Source organism: Rhizobium herbae (assembly GCF_017873135.1).
GTDB classification, from domain to species: Bacteria; Pseudomonadota; Alphaproteobacteria; order Rhizobiales; family Rhizobiaceae; genus Pararhizobium; species Pararhizobium herbae.
Genome location: NZ_JAGGJV010000001.1, coordinates 642107 through 658571 on the forward strand (window position 1 = coordinate 642107; position 16465 = coordinate 658571).

Annotated in this window: 13 protein-coding genes; 6 read left to right on the plus strand and 7 right to left on the minus strand. The window is 60.8% G+C overall.

Annotated elements, in window-relative coordinates; translation table 11 throughout:
- Window positions 1-32: 32 nt before the first annotated feature.
- Together J2Z75_RS03245 and J2Z75_RS03250 are read right to left on the minus strand one after the other, a co-directional pair.
- On the minus strand, window positions 33-386 hold the full coding sequence (locus tag J2Z75_RS03245; RefSeq protein WP_209847672.1) for an RcnB family protein: 354 nt from the start codon (window positions 384-386) through the stop codon (window positions 33-35).
- Window positions 387-527: 141 nt separating this feature from the next.
- Window positions 528-2138: a glycoside hydrolase family 43 protein gene (locus J2Z75_RS03250; protein WP_209848762.1), complete on the minus strand. Its 1611-nt coding sequence runs from the start codon at window positions 2136-2138 to the stop codon at window positions 528-530.
- 342 nt (window positions 2139-2480) lie between these two features.
- On the opposite strand from J2Z75_RS03250, the gene J2Z75_RS03255 reads away from it, so the two are divergent.
- Window positions 2481-3056 (plus strand): TRAP transporter small permease subunit, encoded by a 576-nt coding sequence (locus tag J2Z75_RS03255; RefSeq protein WP_209847675.1) that lies wholly within the window; start codon window positions 2481-2483, stop codon window positions 3054-3056.
- Window positions 3053-4822 (plus strand): TRAP transporter large permease, encoded by a 1770-nt coding sequence (locus tag J2Z75_RS03260; RefSeq protein ID WP_209847678.1) that lies wholly within the window; start codon window positions 3053-3055, stop codon window positions 4820-4822. Before J2Z75_RS03255 ends, J2Z75_RS03260 begins: the two co-directional genes overlap by 4 nt.
- 110 nt (window positions 4823-4932) lie before the next feature.
- On the opposite strand, the gene J2Z75_RS03265 is transcribed toward J2Z75_RS03260, so the two are convergent.
- On the minus strand, window positions 4933-6039 hold the full coding sequence (locus J2Z75_RS03265) for a TRAP transporter substrate-binding protein (protein ID WP_209847681.1): 1107 nt from the start codon (window positions 6037-6039) through the stop codon (window positions 4933-4935).
- A 524-nt stretch (window positions 6040-6563) separates the two neighbouring features.
- Here J2Z75_RS03265 and J2Z75_RS03270 point away from each other — a divergent pair.
- From J2Z75_RS03270 to J2Z75_RS03285, 4 genes are all read left to right on the plus strand, one after another.
- On the plus strand, window positions 6564-7541 hold the full coding sequence (locus tag J2Z75_RS03270; protein ID WP_209847684.1) for a sulfate ABC transporter substrate-binding protein: 978 nt from the start codon (window positions 6564-6566) through the stop codon (window positions 7539-7541).
- Between the two features lie 97 nt (window positions 7542-7638).
- The gene (gene cysT / locus J2Z75_RS03275; protein ID WP_209847687.1) at window positions 7639-8460 is read left to right on the plus strand and encodes a sulfate ABC transporter permease subunit CysT; all 822 of its coding nucleotides are present in this window, start codon (window positions 7639-7641) and stop codon (window positions 8458-8460) included.
- 2 nt (window positions 8461-8462) lie between these two features.
- Window positions 8463-9356, plus strand: a complete 894-nt coding sequence (gene cysW / locus J2Z75_RS03280) for a sulfate ABC transporter permease subunit CysW (RefSeq protein ID WP_209847691.1) — start codon at window positions 8463-8465, stop codon at window positions 9354-9356.
- Window positions 9353-10372 carry a sulfate/molybdate ABC transporter ATP-binding protein gene (locus J2Z75_RS03285; protein WP_209847694.1) on the plus strand — a complete coding sequence of 340 codons (1020 nt, stop codon included), beginning with the start codon at window positions 9353-9355 and terminating at the stop codon, window positions 10370-10372. Before cysW ends, J2Z75_RS03285 begins: the two co-directional genes overlap by 4 nt.
- Window positions 10373-10713: 341 nt before the next feature.
- On the opposite strand, the gene mgrA is transcribed toward J2Z75_RS03285, so the two are convergent.
- The 4 genes from mgrA to J2Z75_RS03305 all read right to left on the minus strand — a co-directional run bounded on the left by mgrA (window position 10714) and on the right by J2Z75_RS03305 (window position 16310).
- Complete coding sequence (gene mgrA / locus J2Z75_RS03290; protein ID WP_209847696.1) at window positions 10714-11745, minus strand: L-glyceraldehyde 3-phosphate reductase; 1032 nt, start codon at window positions 11743-11745, stop codon at window positions 10714-10716.
- 144 nt (window positions 11746-11889) lie between these two features.
- The gene (locus J2Z75_RS03295; protein ID WP_209847699.1) at window positions 11890-13023 is read right to left on the minus strand and encodes a Gfo/Idh/MocA family protein; all 1134 of its coding nucleotides are present in this window, start codon (window positions 13021-13023) and stop codon (window positions 11890-11892) included.
- A gap of 15 nt (window positions 13024-13038) precedes the next feature.
- Window positions 13039-13800: a sugar phosphate isomerase/epimerase family protein gene (locus J2Z75_RS03300; RefSeq protein ID WP_209847702.1), complete on the minus strand. Its 762-nt coding sequence runs from the start codon at window positions 13798-13800 to the stop codon at window positions 13039-13041.
- Window positions 13801-13844: 44 nt separating this feature from the next.
- Complete coding sequence (locus J2Z75_RS03305; protein WP_209847705.1) at window positions 13845-16310, minus strand: beta-mannosidase; 2466 nt, start codon at window positions 16308-16310, stop codon at window positions 13845-13847.
- Between the last annotated feature and the right edge of the window lie 155 nt (window positions 16311-16465).

The following is a 16465-nucleotide window of genomic DNA, read 5'->3' on the forward strand; positions in this document are numbered from 1 at the left end:
CCTGGCCATCAGGCGTCCATGCCCGTTTTACTTTAGCGTGTTGCCAGGTTGACGATCACGCCGGTTGCGACGCTGATCAGCAGGAAATCGTTGTCGACCCGCACCCATTGCTGGCCGCGCGGCGGCGTATTCAACTTGTAGCGACGGTAATCATTGACCGTCGAGATATGGCGACGCTCGGCCGGCGACAGGCGATGACCGCGCGCCCAGCGTTTCTTCACGACCACATGCTTTTCGACAATTTTCTTGTTGCCGTGCTTGTAGACGTTCTTTTCGACATGGCGCTCTTTCATCTGAGCGACTTCGAACGGCTTTGCAGGCTGCGCGAAGGCCATCGGCGCCGTCAGGAAGGAGCTTGCGACCAGCGCGATCAACAGACGTTTCATCGGAGTGTCCTTTCGTTTTTGACACCCCGAACCTAGACCTCAAAAGATGAATGGAAACTGAAAGTAAAAGTTACAAAATTGTAATGATATCAGATGATTATAAGAATAATCTGATATATTGAACAAAGATGCAACCGACGATTACAACGCTTCGTAGGCGAACCGGTCGAAGTCCGCCACCATGCCCCGCCCTGACGTGTCGAAGGCGAAGACGCCCGCGAATGCGCCCGTGAAGGACCCATGTTCGCCCCGCCCACCCTCGTCGGACACCACGCCGGCATCGAGCACTGGTCCGAGTTTTCGCCATGCTCGGTATCCATCCGCATGCCAGAAAAACTGCAGCTCATTGTCGCGAACTTCCATCGCCAGATAGACCCGGCCAAACGGCACGGCAACACCGCTGTCGACGGGAAACGTCATCCGGCCATGCGGAAAATCGCCGGCGCAGGAAAAGATCGTCACCACTCGCCCGAGTTGTTCATGCAGGGTAACGGCGAGAGCGTGGAACTTGTGGCGGTTGTAGTAATGCGTGAGCCCGGCAGCTTGCTGATAGGTATCCGGGGTGAACTCGACGACGGTTTCGGCTCGGAATGAATGATGCTCCTGCCGCCGAGCAACCAGCGCCTGCTCGAACCAGCTACCGATGCTTTCACGCCCGAACAGGCGCAGATATCCTGGCCTCTCCGCCAGCGAGAAGATCCGCTCCGGGGCAGGCGTGCGCAGCCACTGCAAATCCGTCGGCAGGTCCGGGCCGTCGAAATCGGTTTCGAGCTTCGCCGGCTTCACGACGACAACCGTTTCGTTCGGCGCGGGAACGTCGACCGAGGGCACGACGCCGCCCTGCTCCAGATAAAGCCATTCGTCGTCGCGCCAGACGCATTTCTGCAGCGCCGTCTCGCGGCCGAGCGTGCAGCGCCGATGCGGCGCCAGGGGACGGCCGGTCAGATGGGTGTGGTAAGCCTGTCCGTCCGGCGTCTCGACATACTGGCCATGCCCTGCCCGTTGCAGCACGGCGTCCGGATGATCCTTGGAGGTGATCAGGTGCGTCTGCGGGTGCATCTCGTAGGGACCTTCGATGGTGCGCGAACGGGCCATCGTCACGACATGATCATAAGCGGTGCCGCCTTCGGCGGTCGTCAGATAGTACCAGCCGTTGCGCTTGAAGAGATGCGGCCCCTCGACCAATCCTTGCGCGCTGCCGGCAAAAATATTGCGGATCGGCCCGATCAGCATCTTTGAAACGGGATCCCATTCCTGCAGCAGGATACCGTCGAAGGCCGGGCTCTTCGGGGCACCACCAAAGCTCTCGGTGCGATGGTTCCACTGCATGTTGAGGAACCATTTGCGTCCATCGTCGTCATGAAACAGCGACGGATCGAAACCGGAGGAGTTGACATAGATGCGCTCCGACCATTCGCCTTCAATGGTGGGCGACGTCACGATGTAATTGTGCGCATCCTTGAAGTTGCCGTCAAAGCGCTTGACGTCGGTATAGACCAGGAAGAACAGGCCATCGGCATGGGACAGACACGGCGCCCAGACGCCGCAGCTGTCGGGATTGCCGCGCATGTCGAGCTGGCTTGCGCGCTCCAGCGGCCGGCGCACCAGCGTCCAGTTCACCAGATCGCGCGAATGATGGATCTGCACGCCCGGATACCATTCGAAGGTGGACGTGGCGATGTAGTAATCCTCGCCCACGCGGCAGATGGAGGGATCCGGGTTGAATCCCGGCAGGATGGGGTTGCGGATCATCGCGGTCATGGATGCGTCTTCCTCAAAATTCGGTGCCGTATCCAGCCCGAAACACGGCACCGTTTCAAGACCTGCCGTTCAACTTCCCAATGCAAAGCCAGACTAGATTGCAGTGTTTTGTGAGTCGCGCCGTTCTCACGTCCTTCGAGCTTGGCAAACCCGTTTTTCAGCTGTTTTTGCCTAAGTCTTGGGCACAGAGGAAAGGCCTGTATGCGACTTTGGTATGACGTAGCCTGACTATCCGGGAAAATCCTGCAGCAGGCTTGAAACGGGACTTGAAATCGGCACTGTGGCTGTGCTTGGCAAAAAACTTAAAAACCAGCCATCGCGGGGAGGAACCTGATGAAACTCTTACTCGGCTTCAGCCGATTGATCGACTCCATCACCGAAATCATCGGCAAGGCAGTCGCCTGGCTCATACTTGTCGCCGTGCTCGTCAGCGCCGGCAATGCCATTATCCGGAAAATCTTCAACATGTCGTCGAATGCCTGGCTCGAGGCGCAGTGGTATCTGTTTGGCGCCGCCTTCATGCTGGCGGCGGCCTATACGCTCAGCCAGAACGAACATATCCGCATCGATGTGGTCTACGGCAAATTCTCACGGCGGACACAACACTGGATCGACCTGTTCGGCCACGTCTTCTTCCTGATGCCCTTCGTGTTGCTGATGACTTATTATCTCATCCCTTACGTGCTGATGTCGGTTCGCTCGCAGGAAGGATCCTCCAGCGCCGGTGGCCTGATTGTCTGGCCGGCCAAGGCCATCCTGCTGTTCGGCTTCGCGCTCCTGGCGCTGCAGGGTGTCTCCGAGATCATCAAGAAGGTGGCGATCATGACCGGCAATATGGACGATCCGACGCCCTATGTGCCCACCCACGCGCCGCTCGATGATATCGCCGCTCCGGAGGCACGCCCATGATGGAGTTCATCGCCGTCAATCTTGCGCCGATCATGTTCGTATCCTTGATCATCTTCCTCTTGCTGGGCTATCCCGTCGCCTTCTCGCTTGCCGCCAATGGCCTGCTTTTCTTCATCGTCGGCGTGGAACTCGCGCCCTTATCCGGCGGCTCCATCAATCTGTCCTGGCCGCTGCTCAACGCCCTGCCCGATCGCTTCTGGGGGGTGATGTCGAACGACACTTTGCTTGCCATCCCCTTCTTCACCTTCATGGGCATAGTGCTTGAGCGATCCGGCATGGCGGAAGACCTGCTTGATACGATCGGCCAGCTGTTTGGCCCGATCCGCGGCGGTCTTGCCTATGCGGTCATCTTTGTCGGTGCGCTGCTCGCAGCCACCACCGGCGTCGTCGCAGCCTCGGTCATCGCCATGGGCCTGATCTCGCTGCCGATCATGCTGCGCTACGGCTATGACCGGCGCGTCGCATCCGGCGTCATCGCGGCTTCCGGCACGCTGGCCCAGATCATTCCGCCGTCGCTTGTCCTGATCGTTCTTGCCGACCAGCTCGGACGCTCGGTCGGTGACATGTATGCCGGCGCCCTCATTCCCGGCCTGGTGCTCACCGGGCTTTACATGACCTACATCCTGATCATGACCTTCGTCCGGCGCGACTCGATGCCGGCGCTGCCGCTGGAAGCGCGAACCCTCGGCTCGGGCGTGATGTCGTTGTTCATCGCGCTGATCGTGGCAGCGGCCATCGCCTACGGTGCGCATGTCTATCTCTCTCCAACACATGGAGAAAACGCAGACATTCTCGGGGCGACGGTCGGCGTGGCCTTCATCTATCTCGTCGCCCTTCTCGACAGGGGGCTGAAGGTCAATGCGATGTCGCGGCTTGCCCAGCAGGTGATCATCGTGCTGATCCCGCCCTTAGCACTGATCTTCCTTGTGCTCGGCACGATCTTCCTCGGCATTGCGACACCGACGGAAGGCGGCGCCATGGGGGCTGTTGGCGCCCTGATCATGGCAGCGGTCAAGGGTCGGCTCAGCATGGATGTTATCCGTTCGGCGCTGACCGCCACCACCCGGCTGTCGGCCTTCGTGCTGTTCATCCTGATCGGCGCACGGGTGTTCTCGCTCACCTTCTATGGCGTCAACGGCCATGTCTGGGTCGAGCATCTGCTGGTGGCCATGCCCGGCGGCGAAACGGGCTTCCTGATCACCGTCAATCTGCTCGTCTTTTTCCTGGCGTTCTTCCTCGATTTCTTCGAACTCGCCTTCATCATCGTGCCGCTGCTCGTACCGGCGGCCAATGCACTCGGCATCGACCTCATCTGGTTTGGCGTCCTGCTTGGCATCAACATGCAGACGAGCTTCATGCACCCGCCCTTTGGCTTTGCGCTCTTCTATCTACGCTCGGTGGCCGCCAAAGTACCCTACCTCGACAGGGTCACCGGCAAGGTGACGCAGCCGGTGACGACGGGCCAGATCTATTGGGGTGCCGTGCCCTTCGTCGGTATCCAGATCATCATGGTGGCTCTCACCATCATGTTCCCGCAGATGGTCATGCACTACAAGGGCGACGCCGCAGTCGTCGATCCGGCAACGATCAACATCCAGGTTCCAGGCTTTGGTTCCGGCGACGGCGGTCTCGGCCTGCCCGGTGGCCTGCAACTGCCGGGCGGCAATCCGCTCGACGGAAGCAGCCAGAAGCCGGCAGACCAGAACGGGGCCGGCGGTGAACAGAAGCCGGCCAACGATCTCAGCGCTCCGCCTTCGTTCAACTGAACATCAGAGGGCCGGTCTCAGCACCGGCCCTTTCTGAACAGCGACAGACAAAGAAACACCCCGGAGCAGTCATGCTCCGGGGTGTTTCGTTTCGCGATAATACCTGTCGCTCAGAGCTTGCCGTTGCGCTGCTGGATCATCATGAAGGTGTCGTAGTTGTATTCGGCGATCTGGGCATTGAGATAATACTCGCCGCGGAAAGCCTTGATCGAGTCCCAGATCTTCTTGAAGGTCGGGTTCGTGGCTTCCATCTCGGCATAGACCCCGTTGGCAGCCTCGAAGCAGGCCGACAGGATTTCCGGGCTGAAGGGGCTGAGCTTGGCGCCCGCTCCGACAAGGCGCTTGATCGCCGCCGGATTCAGATAGTCGTACTTCTGCAGCATGTTCGCGTCGGCCGCCTGGCAGGCGGTGCGCAGCAGGGACTGGTAGTTCTTCGGCAGGCCGTCGAATGCCGCCTTGTTGAACAGCGCATGGACGGTCGGGCCGCCTTCCCACCAGCCGGGATAATAGTAATACGGCGCGACCTTGTAGAAACCGAGCTTCTCGTCGTCATAGGGGCCGACCCATTCGGCAGCATCGATGGTGCCCTTTTCGAGCGACGGATAGATATCGCCACCGGCGATCTGCTGCGGCACGACACCGAGCTTTTCCATGACCTTGCCGGCAAAGCCGCCGATACGCATCTTCAAGCCCTGCAAATCCGCGACGGTCTTGATTTCCTTGCGGAACCAGCCGCCCATCTGCACGCCGGTGTTGCCGTTCGGATAACCAACAAGGCCCTGGATCGCCAGAAACTCGTTGAACATGTCGATGCCGCCACCATGATAGTGCCAGGCGTTCATGCCGCGCGCGTTGAGCGCGAAGGGAACCGCAGCACCCAGCGCCCAGACCGGGTCCTTGCCCCAGTAGTAATAGGAAACGGTGTGGCAGGCCTCGACCGTGCCGGCAGCGGCGGCATCGGCCGCCTGCAGGCCGGGAACGATTTCGCCAGCGGCAAAGACCTGGATCTTGAAATTGCCGTCGGTCGCTTCCGACACGTATTTCGACAGCACTTCCGCGCCCCCGTAGATCGTGTCGAGAGACTTCGGGAAGGACGACGTCAGGCGCCAGTTGATTGTCGGGTTGCTCTGGGCGATGGCAGGGGCTGCGAGCGTCGTAGCAGCGGCGGCACCAACGCCACCGAGAGCTGCGCGTTTAATGAATAGACGGCGATCCATGTTCTCTCCTCTGTTGTCGCGGGCGGCTCCGGCGTTGCCGAAGCTGCTCCTCCCCGCGGACACGCCGCACCAATCGACTTCGACCGGTCAAAACGGCATGCACGATCGTGATTTCCTCACCTTCAGCCACGCAATCTCCAATGAAATCACGAGGGAAATCACGGGCCTCCGTCGGCAGATTACACGCTCACCCCCTCATGTCCAGTCACGCGGACAAAACGCCGTCTTCGACTTTTGTCTAACGGCAAGTTGCAATGTTTGCAGCGGCTTACGCAAGGTTCATCACAGCAGCATCCCTACCCTTGTCCGGCATGAAAATATGGCAGTAACCCGTTGAATTTTCTAATATACGATTGGGCGAGCAGGGAGCCATATGTTTCGCCGAAGCAATGCGCTTGTTCCCTCGCGCCGACATTAGGCGCAATTTTTTTCCACAAGGGACCTGCTATCTCAGGTGGAGGTTCCTCGGAATGCGCCGATACCACCCCTATGCTCCCAGCAGAAATTATTTTGGGGAGTATGATATGAAACGCCTTCTTCTGATCGGCGCGGCGCTCGCAGCGCTGACCTTGCCTGCCGCCGCTGCCGACAAGATCCTCAACGCGTCCTACGACGTTTCGCGCGAACTCTTCGAAAAGGTCAACGAGGCCTTCATCGCAAAGCATCAGGGGGTCACGGTCGATCAGTCTCACGGCGGTTCGTCCAAGCAGGCACGCGCGATCCTCGAAGGGCTGGAAGCCGATGTCGTCACATTCAATCAGGTGACCGACGTCGACGCGCTGGTAAAGGGCGGCTTCGTCTCGGAGGACTGGAAGGGCGATTTCGCCAATAATTCCTCGCCATTCTACTCCTTCCCGTCCTTTCTGGTGCGCGAAGGCAATCCAAAGGGCATAAAGGACTGGGATGATCTGGTCCGCGACGACGTGAAGGTCATCTTCCCGAACCCGAAGACATCGGGCAATGCCCGCTACACCTATCTCGCCGCAACGGCCTATGCGAAGGAGAAGTTCGCCAACGATCCCGCCAAGGTCGAGGCATTCGTCAAGAAGATCTTCGACAACGTGCCGGTCTTCGATACCGGCGGACGTGCCGCGACGACGACTTTCGTCGAGCGCGAAACCGGCGACGTGTTGATCACGTTCGAGGCCGAAACCAAGGGCATCGCCAAGGAATTCGGCGAGGACAAGTTCGATATCGTCACGCCATCGGTCAGCCTGCTGGCGGAATTCCCGGTGGCGATCGTCGATAAAGTGGTCGACAAGAACGGCACCCGGGAACTGGCAAAATCCTATCTCGATTTTCTCTACACGCCGGAAGGCCAGACGATTCTTGCCGAGAACGGTAACCGCGTCAACGATGCCACGGTGGCTGCCGAGTTCAAGGATCAGTTCCCCGACATTCGCCTGCTCAAGGTCGAGGACGTCTTCGGCGGCTGGGGCAAGGTCAAGCAAGAGCATTTCGCCGAAGGTGCGGCACTGGATAAAATCTACGGCGATCGTTGATCCCAAGCGCATAATGTGAAAAACGAAGGCCGCGCCGGACAATCGTCCGGCGCGGCCTTCAGATGTTTTCAATCTCGAATTTCAAAGGGCCCGCTTCTTGGCACGGCGCATTCTCCCAGGCTTGCCGCTGACGCTCGGCATCACGCTCGTCTATGTGGCCATCATCGTCGTGCTGCCGCTAGGCGCGCTGGTTTTCAAGGCGGCAAGCCTGGGGCCGGAGGATTACTGGCGAATCGTTTCTTCCGAGCGCGCGGTCGCAAGCTACCGGATCACCCTGCTCTGCGCGCTCGCGGCGACGCTCTTCAACCTGGTGTTCGGCCTGGCGCTTGCCTGGATCATCGTGCGCTACCGCTTCCCCGGCAGGCGGTTTGTCGACGCGCTGGTGGACCTGCCCTTCGCACTGCCGACGGCGGTCGCTGGTATCGCCCTGACGACGCTCTTTGCCTCGAATGGCTGGTTCGGCGCGCCGCTGGCGGCGATCGGCATCAAGGTTGCCTATACGCCGCTCGGCATCATCATCGCCATGGCCTTCACCAGCCTGCCGTTCATCGTCCGCACCGTGCAACCGGTGCTCGAAGAACTCGATCCCGCGCTCGAAGAGGCCGGGCAGACGCTCGGCGCCAGCGATCTGGAAATTTTCCTGCGGGTGATCCTGCCGCAACTGGCTCCGTCGCTGCTTGCGGGCCTGTCGCTGTCCTTTGCCCGCAGCCTCGGCGAATTCGGCGCGATCATCTTCATCGCCGGCAACCAGCCTTTCGATACGGAGATCACCGCCCTTCTCGCCTTCATCCGGCTGGAGGAATACGACTATCCGGCATCGGCGGCGATCGCCTCGGTGATGCTCATCGCCGCTTTCACCATGCTGGCGGTGACCAATCTTCTGCAGGCCCGCGCCCTGCGCTACACGGTAAAGGGTTGATCATGGCCCAAACCAAGACCAGACGCCCGCCGCGCATTGGCGAGGCACCGGTGTTCCGCATCACGTTGATCGCCATCGTGCTCGTGTTCGTCGCCCTCGTCATCGTCGCGCCGCTCGCCGTCATCGGTGTCGAAGCCTTCTCCAAGGGCATCGCCTATTTCGGCAAGACAATTGCCAATTCCGACACACGCCATGCCATCATGATGACGGCGCTGACGGCCCTGATCGCCGTCCCCATCAACACCGCCTTCGGCGTAGCCGCTGCCTGGGCGATCACCAAATTCGATTTTCCCGGCCGCCGCCTGCTCCTGATCGTCATCGAGATTCCCTTCTCCGTCTCTCCGATCGTCGCCGGTGTCGCCTACATGTTCGTCTACGGCCTGCAGGGGCTGTTCGGCGAGGCGCTGCAATCGGCCGATGTCAAAATACTCTTCGCCCTGCCCGGCATCGTGCTGGCCAGCATGTTCGTGACTGCACCGTTCGTTGCCCGCGAACTCATTCCGCTGATGCAGGCTCAGGGCCGCGATCTGGAGGAGGCAGCGACCTCGCTTGGTGCCAGTGGCTGGCGGACGTTCTTTTCCGTGACGCTGCCGAACATCAAATGGGCGCTGCTCTACGGCATCATCCTGTGCAATTCGCGCGTCATGGGCGAATTCGGCGCCGTCTCGGTGGTCTCCGGCAACATCCGCGGCCAGACCAACACACTGCCGCTGCACATCGAACTACTTTATCACGATTATAACGCCGTCGGCGCCTTCGCCGCCGCATCGATCCTGGCTGCTCTGGCCGTCGTAACCCTGATCGCCAAGGTGGCGCTTGAGCGCCGTGGCGCCGGCCGCGTGCGCCGTCCCACGCTTGCCGGCCCATCGCCGACCTCACCGGAGACAAAACAGTGAAAATCCGCCTCGACAGCGTCGTCAAGACATTCGACACCTTTCGCGCCGTCCATGGCGTGTCGCTGGAAATCGAAAGCGGCGAGCTTGTGGCGCTGCTCGGACCGTCCGGCTCCGGCAAGACGACGATCCTGCGCATGGTCGCGGGCCTCGAATTTCCCGATGGCGGCGCCATCTATTTCGGCGACGAGAACGCCACCGACATCGAGGTGCGCCATCGCGGCGTCGGTTTCGTCTTCCAGCACTACGCGCTCTTCCCGCATATGACCGTCGGCGAAAACATCGCCTTCGGCATGAAGGTCTCGAAGACGAAACGCTCGACGGTGGCGATTTCGGACAGAGTGACGGACCTGCTCCGCCTTGTGCAACTCGAAGGTCTGCAGGACCGGTTTCCGGCGCAGATTTCCGGCGGACAGCGGCAGCGCGTGGCGCTCGCCCGCGCGCTCGCCGTCGATCCGAAAGTGCTTCTTCTCGACGAACCTTTTGGCGCGCTCGATGCCAATGTCCGGCGCGACCTGCGCCGCTGGCTGCGGAAAATCCACGAAGAGCTCGGCATCACCACTTTGTTCGTGACGCACGACCAGGCCGAGGCGCTCGACCTTGCCGATCGCGTCGTCATTCTCGACAAGGGCAAAATCGTCCAGACAGGAACGCCGGAAGAGGTGTGCCGCGCACCGGCCAGTGCCTTCGTGATGAATTTCCTCGGCGATGCCAACCGTCTGAAGGTCACGGTCTCAGGCGAGAAGGCCCATGTCCAGGACGTTGCCTTCGATGCGCCCGGCATCGCGGACGGCCCGGCGGAATTGTTCTTCCGGCCGGCAGACGTGACGTGGCGCGAGGATGGTCAGGGCATCCAGGCGACAATCGCCCGCGTCATCGACCGGCCTGATTCCAAACGCGTGCTGGCCCTTACCGTCGACGGCCAGGCCATCGAATTCGATACCGCCCCGGAATTCCCGTTCCGCGCCGATACGCGCGGCTTCGTCGATATCCGCCGCCCGCGCGTCTATCCGGCTTGAGCATTGTGGAAAAAGCACCGGGTCTTCGACCCGACACCCCAGACTGCTGACACGGTCATTTCTTATTATTGACAGGTCATTGGGGAAATGAAGCGACAGCCAAAACCTCCGTCATTCCTGTGCTCGTCACAGGAACCCAGCCAGCCCAAGTCCTTGGGCTGAAAGGTCTTTTTACCCGACGGACGTCGGGTCGCTGGATCCCCGCCACAAGGGCGAGGATGACGGAGAATAGGATATCCGCTTCGTTAAACAGCCGTTTTCAGCGTCAGTCGGCAGTCTAAAGACACCGGATCAGATGACCCGGTGTCTTTTTATCGGTGCCCCGAACGACTGGCTGACGCTTACGCGCGCTCCGCCGACGATGCCCAGAGGTTGATGTCGGCTTCCTTGGCGTAGACGTCGATCTCGGCCAGTTCCTCCGCCGTGAACGTGTCGTTCTTCAGCGCAGCGACGCAATCGACGATCTGCGACGAACGGCTGGCGCCGATCAGCGCCGAGGTGATCCGGCCGCCGCGCAGCACCCAAGCGATCGCCATCTGCGCCAGCGTCTGGCCGCGCCTTTCGGCGATCTCGTTGAGTTTCCTGATGTTGTCGATGATCGACGGGCGGATGAAGTCCTTCTTGAGGAAGTGGTTCTGCGCCGCGCGGCTATCGGCCGGAATGCCGCCGAGATACTTCGTCGTCAGCATGCCCTGCGCCAAGGGCGAAAACACGATGGAGCCGATGCCGAGATCCTCCAGCGTATCGACCAGGCCGTCGTCCTCGACCCAGCGGTTGAGCATCGAATAGCTCGGCTGATGGATGATCAGCGGCGTGCCGAGATCCTTCAGGATCGCAGCCGCCTCGCGGGTGCGCTGCGAATTGTAGGAGGAGATACCGACATAAAGCGCCCTGCCCGAGCGAACGATATGATCGAGCGCGCCGCAGGTTTCTTCGAGAGGCGTGTCCGGATCGAAGCGGTGCGAATAGAAGATGTCGACATAGTCGAGGCCCATGCGGGCAAGGCTCTGGTCGCAGGAGGCGATCATGTACTTGCGGCTGCCCCATTCGCCGTAAGGACCCGGCCACATGTCGTAGCCGGCTTTGGACGAGATGATCAGCTCGTCACGCAAGCCCGCGAAGTCGGTGCGCATGATTTCGCCGAAAGCGGTTTCGGCAGAGCCCGGAGGCGGACCGTAATTGTTGGCGAGATCGAAATGGGTGATGCCGAGATCGAATGCCGTGCGGCACATGTCGAGCTTGCGCTCGTGCGGCGTGTCGTGGCCGAAATTGTGCCAGAGGCCGAGCGAGATCGCCGGCAGCTTCAGCCCGGTCTTGCCGCAGCGATTGTACTTCATCGTCTCGTAGCGATTGTCTGCCGGTTGCCAGCTCATCGTTTCATCCTGCCCTGTGCTTGAAATGTGCTTGAAAACGGAATTCCCGAAGCAGCGACGCTCCGGGAATGATTGCGATAAAATCGGTATATTTTATTGTGATGACGGCGCAAGGCGATACTGCCCCACGCCCCCAAATTTCGCCTAGCGCAACAGCGCCCTGGCTTCCTCGATGCCGAGTGCAGCCGGCTGCGTGCAGGTCGTCGTCAGCTCGATGAACCGGCCCTCTTCACCCGACTGCAGGATCGACACCATCACATCGACGCCGTGCAGTGCCCGCTCCAGCGAGCAGCGCGCGTCGCGGCCGTCGAGGATGGCGAGCGCCATGTCGGCAAGGCCTGCTGTGCGATAGTTCGCCATCATGCCCTGCTTGTGTTCCTGGTTGGGAACGGAGAACGGATGGTCCCATGTCTCCAGCGGCTGGATGTCCTTGTCTCGACCGCTGGCCGAAACCGTGCCGCCGAAGAAGTTCGGGTCCGGCACGAACAGCGAGCCCTCCGTGCCGTAGAGCTCCATGTTGGCATGGTTGTGCGACCAGACATCCCAGCTTGCCGACAGCGTGATCGTCGCGCCGTTCTGGAATTCGAGCAACGCATGGATGTTGGTCGGCGTCTCCACCGGAATGACCTCGCCCTTGCGCGGCTCGCTGGTGATCGTACGGGTCGGGCTTGCCATCGAGGTCAAGGCCGCGACGCGTTTCACCGGGCCGATCAGGTTGATGAGGTTGGCAATATAGTAAGGGCCGAGATCGAGGATCGGGCCGCCGCCGGGTAGGAAGAAGAAATCCGGGTTCGGATGCCACATCTCCATGCCCGGGCTCAACACATGGCAAGTGCCGGAGGTAACGCGGCCGATCTTGCCCTGGTCGATATAGTCGCGCGCCAACTGGTGCGCACCGCCGAGGAAGGTATCCGGCGCGCAGCCGACCTTGAGGTTGTTGGCCGTGGCGATGCCGCGTAGCTGCTCGCCCTGTTCCAGGGACAGCACCAACGGTTTTTCGGAATAGACGTGCTTGCCGGCCTCGAGGATCATCTTGGAGACAGGGAAATGCGCATCCGGGATCGTCAGATTGACGACGATGTCGATCTCCGGATTGGCCAGCAGTTCCTCGATGGTCTGTGCCTTGACGCCATATTCGGAGGCGCGTGTTTCAGCGGCGGCCGGATTGATGTCGGCGCAGGCCAGCACCTTGATGCCCTTGAAGAGCGGCGAAAGCTTGAAATAGGTGGTGGAAATGTTGCCGCATCCGATGATGCCGACGCCGAGTTCCTTGGTCATGGTCTGATCTTTCTCTCAGTAAGTCTTGATCGATGCGATCGAGCGCTCGGCCGTCGCCTTGAAATCCTTGGGATTGTCGTGCTCGACAACGTAATATTTGGCTGGCGTCGCAGCCAGCGCCTTGAACAGCTTGGCCCAATCGACGGTGCCGTGGCCGACATCGGCCCAGCCGTCCTGATCCGCGTTCTCTCCGGCAGCGGCAATATCCTTGACGTGAACGGCCGTGATGCGCTTGCCGTATTTTTCGATATAGGCGAAAGGGTCGCCGCCGCCGCGGATGACCCAGGCAATGTCGGCCTCCCAGGAGAGGTTCGGCCCGCCCGCAAAGATGTGGTCCTGCGGAACCGATCCATCCGGCAACGCAGCGAACTCGAAATCGTGGTTGTGCCAGCCGAAGTCGAGACCGGCATCACGGAACGGCTTGCCGGCCTTTTCGAGACGTTCGCCGAAAGCCTTCCAACCGGCCGCATCCGCCGGACGCTGGTCGGGGAGCAGATAGGGGCAATAGATCGCCTTGATGCCGAGAGCATTGGCGATCTTCAGTGCGCGCGCCGGATCGGACTCGAGCATGTCGAGGCCAAAATGGGCTGACGGCATCGTCACGCCGCTCTTGTCCATGTCGGCCTTGAGGGCAGCAAGGGCAGCATCGTCAAGCGACGCATAAAGCGCGCCATAACCCTCGACCTGTGTGTAGCCGGCGGCACCGACGGTCTTCAGGACATCGGAAAGCGGCGGGAAATTGCGGGCGCTGTAAAGCTGGAAGCTGACATCTTTCATCGGAATTCTCCTCGTTGGGCGGGGTTGCCAGGCCGGGATCGGGATTAGCCGTTGCCCTGGCAGGATTGAAGATCGAAGGCCAAAAAGCGTGGGACGTTGCCCATTTCAAGCTTTTCCTTCGGGGTGAAACGAATGACGCGGCTTTCGCCCGCCGTCAGATCGAAGGCATTGTCGGAATAGCGGCCTTCGATATCGGCTTCGATCATAACATGCAGAGCAAGGCCAGAGGCCGAGACTGTGACGCCGTAAGAACCGTCTCCTGCCGGAATTGCCGAGATGGAAAGACCCGAAGGCTCGAGATCGAGCGCCTTGTAGGTGCCCTGAACATGATGGCCCTCGCCCCGCATGCCGTTCGAGGCCTCGAAGGTCCAGAACAACAGCATGTCCTTCGGGATATCCGAGGCGGGAATGGTCATCAGCGTCGCGGCGCGATCCGGGCTGCAGGTACCAGCGGCTGCCGTCAGAGGCTGCTTCTCGCCAGACAGCGAAACGAGGAAGGTTTGCAGCTCGACCGTGACCGGAGCCGCGGTGTCGTTGACCATCGAGAACGCAATGGTCTTGCCGTCGTCGGACGGAATGGCGGCGACCGCGACCGGCTGGAAAAACCGGCGTGTCATGTAGTGCATGGCCTTCCAGTTGCCGCCGTAGTCGAGGCTCGCCCAGGAGGCGACCGGCCAGGTGTCGTTGAGCTGCCAGTAGAGCGTGCCCATGCAATGGGGTTTCAGCGAGCGCCAGAAATCGACGGCGGTACGGATCGCCAGCCCCTGCTGGATCTGGCTGAGATAGACGAAGTTGGAGAAATCCTTCGGAAAGCGGAAATAGCGGAACATGGTGGCGGCGATGCGCTCGTTGCCGCCGGCATTCTTCTGGTGCGCTTCCATGACAGGCGAAGCGACGTTCAGATCCTTCTGCCCGGCGAACTGCCGGACGATCGGCATCGACGTATAGGACTGGAAACCGAATTCCGAGCAGAAGCGCGGGCGCACGGTGCGGTAATTGTCGAACGACTTGTTCTCGTGCCAGACCGACCAGTAGTGCATGTCGCCGGAGCCGTCGGCATGCCACGCATCGCCGAAATTGAGCGGGCCGACGGACGGGCTGGACGGCCACCAGATCGCCTCAGGCGCTGCCGCCTTGATTCCGGTCTCGATGGTGCGGTTCAGGCGGTCGTAGGAGACGAGATAACGGTCGCGATCCTTGCGGCTTTCCTCGAACCAGGTGAGAGCGCCCACCAGCTCGTTGTCGCCGCACCAGAGTGCGATCGAGGGATGCGAGGACAGGCGCTTGACCTGATACTCCACTTCGGCCGCGACATTGTCGAGAAAATCCGGCGTCGAGGGATAGAGGTTGCAGGCGAACATGAAGTCCTGCCAGACCATCAGGCCGAGCCGGTCGCAGAGATCGTAGAACCAGTCCGGCTCATAAAAGCCTCCGCCCCAGATGCGGATCATGTTCATGTTGGCATCGACAGCCGAGCGCAGCAGATCCTCGACACCTTCCGGCGTCACGCGCGAGACCAAAGCATCGGCCGGAATCCAGTTGGCGCCCCGGCAGAAGATTTCCCGCCCGTTGACGCGGAAGGCGAAGCGGCTACCGGCTGCATCCTTGTCGGTCAGCAGTTCAACGGTGCGAAAGCCGATCTGGCGGGTGACCGTTTCGCCCGGAAGCGCGACAGTGAGCTCGGATAGCGCCTGCTCGCCGCTGCCGGCTGGCCACCAGAGTTTTGGGTTTTCGACGGTAAAGACATGGGTGACATTCGTTTCGCCGGCATTGACAGCGCAATCCAGATGTTCCCGTTGGCCGTCGAGCGTGAAATCGAGACCGGCCACGCCGGGTTCCCTGGCGAACAGCGTCACCGTAACCTGAAGATCGATCGCACCGCCGACCTGCGGCACCTGCCGGGTCGTCACATGTTCGATGCGGGCGGCGGCGAGCTTCTTCAGCGCGATCGTGCCGTAGATGCCGAGCGGCGCGATGGCGATGTTCCAGTCCCAGCCGAAATGGCACTGCGGCTTGCGCAGCATGTTGCCGTTGGCGATCGGCGAGTTGCCGGTCGAATAGGGAATGTAGAAGGGTTGGGCCGCTTGGGCTTTTTCGCCGGCGGCGATCGACGAGCGGATGACGATCCTCAAACGGTTCTGCCCGGCCTTCAGCACGGAGCCGACCTCGGGTCGATACCGCCGGAAGGCGTTCTCGGCATGGAGCACGGCTTCGTCGTTGAGATAAACCTCGGCAATTGTGTCGATGCTCTCGATGTCGAGATACCAGCTGCCCGAAAGCTCCGACGCGTCGATGTCGAAGGTCCGCTCCAGCACCCAATCCTTGTGCGCCACCCATTGCACATCGTCCTCGTTGCGGCCGGCATAGGGATCGGCGATCACGCCTGCGGCCTGCAATGCACTGTGGACATCGCCGGGAATGGCGATCGCCAGCGCATGACTGTTGTCGGACGAAGCAAGCTGCCAGTCGCCGGAAAGGTCGATGGCGGTGTTCTGGATGAATGTGGTCATGCTGATACCCAATATGTTTTCGTATTCGAGGAGGTTTACCCCCCTCTGTCCCTCCGGGACATCTCCCCTCAAGGGGGGAGACCGGCCGAGAGTTTTGTGCCTCCCTTACGATTGAGGCGCTTGCGGTAAGTGTAATCTCCCCCCTTGAGGGGGAG

Bases quoted from the DNA above. Each gene is read 5' to 3' on its own strand.
- J2Z75_RS03245 (WP_209847672.1), bottom strand. From the start codon at position 386: ATGAAACGTCTGTTGATCGCGCTGGTCGCAAGCTCCTTCCTGACGGCG.
- J2Z75_RS03250 (WP_209848762.1), bottom strand. From the start codon at position 2,138: ATGATCCGCAACCCCATCCTGCCGGGATTCAACCCGGATCCCTCCATC.
- J2Z75_RS03255 (WP_209847675.1), top strand. From the start codon at position 2,481: ATGAAACTCTTACTCGGCTTCAGCCGATTGATCGACTCCATCACCGAA.
- J2Z75_RS03260 (WP_209847678.1), top strand. From the start codon at position 3,053: ATGATGGAGTTCATCGCCGTCAATCTTGCGCCGATCATGTTCGTATCC.
- J2Z75_RS03265 (WP_209847681.1), bottom strand. From the start codon at position 6,039: ATGGATCGCCGTCTATTCATTAAACGCGCAGCTCTCGGTGGCGTTGGT.
- J2Z75_RS03270 (WP_209847684.1), top strand. From the start codon at position 6,564: ATGAAACGCCTTCTTCTGATCGGCGCGGCGCTCGCAGCGCTGACCTTG.
- cysW (WP_209847691.1), top strand. From the start codon at position 8,463: ATGGCCCAAACCAAGACCAGACGCCCGCCGCGCATTGGCGAGGCACCG.
- mgrA (WP_209847696.1), bottom strand. From the start codon at position 11,745: ATGAGCTGGCAACCGGCAGACAATCGCTACGAGACGATGAAGTACAAT.
- J2Z75_RS03295 (WP_209847699.1), bottom strand. From the start codon at position 13,023: ATGACCAAGGAACTCGGCGTCGGCATCATCGGATGCGGCAACATTTCC.
- J2Z75_RS03300 (WP_209847702.1), bottom strand. From the start codon at position 13,800: ATGAAAGATGTCAGCTTCCAGCTTTACAGCGCCCGCAATTTCCCGCCG.
- J2Z75_RS03305 (WP_209847705.1), bottom strand. From the start codon at position 16,310: ATGACCACATTCATCCAGAACACCGCCATCGACCTTTCCGGCGACTGG.